The organism is Vibrio sp. 1727, from assembly GCF_033344415.1.
Classification (GTDB): Bacteria; Pseudomonadota; Gammaproteobacteria; order Enterobacterales; family Vibrionaceae; genus Vibrio; species Vibrio alginolyticus.
In genome coordinates this window covers 1-559 of sequence record NZ_JAWPOT010000544.1, presented here as the reverse complement: position 1 = coordinate 559, position 559 = coordinate 1, and the positions used below count along the sequence as shown (strand labels likewise).

1 protein-coding gene and 1 pseudogene are annotated in these 559 nt (G+C 41.7%); one reads left to right on the top strand and one right to left on the bottom strand.

From position 1 onward, the window contains the following. Positions 1-193 (top strand): annotated as a pseudogene (locus R8O10_RS26825) (23S rRNA (cytidine(2498)-2'-O)-methyltransferase RlmM); the annotation flags it as partial. Positions 194-284: 91 nt separating this feature from the next. On the opposite strand, the gene R8O10_RS26820 reads toward R8O10_RS26825, so the two are convergent. Next, a partial coding sequence (locus R8O10_RS26820; protein ID WP_318192176.1) for a DNA/RNA non-specific endonuclease occupies positions 285-559 on the bottom strand: 275 nt, incomplete at its 5' end.

The window sequence follows — 559 nt, the reverse complement described above, 5'->3', positions numbered from 1 at the left end:
GAAAGAAGCCATCTTTAACCTGAAATTGCCAATGAAAGGTCGTTACGATGAAGTACTGCAAGATCTTGAAAATCTAAAAATGTTCTTGATTGAGAACAAGGTGAAATTCAAGCTGCAAGCGAAGCATCTGTATCATGACCGTGAAGAGATCACGATTCACATTCAGTGTCTATCTAATATCTCTCCGCACTAAGTTATCGTTTCTATGTGGTTGAACATTATCAAAAAGGCGCCTACTTCAGGCGCTTTTTTATTGCGGTTTAGGAATCGCGACAGTCACTCAATTACTGGTTGGTTGGCCACATCTCTTCCCATTTTACTGATTCCATGTTGTCTTCGATGCTATCTGGCGTTTGAGCAAAAAAGTCTAATCCAGTTTGACGTTCAACTTCGTCAATGGTGGTAATAAAGTTGGCTAACTCAGAGCTTGAAACATCACGATGCGGGACAATGAACGCAATGGCTTCATCAAAGCTTGGATCAAGAATGACTTTGTAAAACGCGCTCGGGATCACCACGCCATTACCGATTGTTCCTTCGTTACCTTGGTAAATCGGTC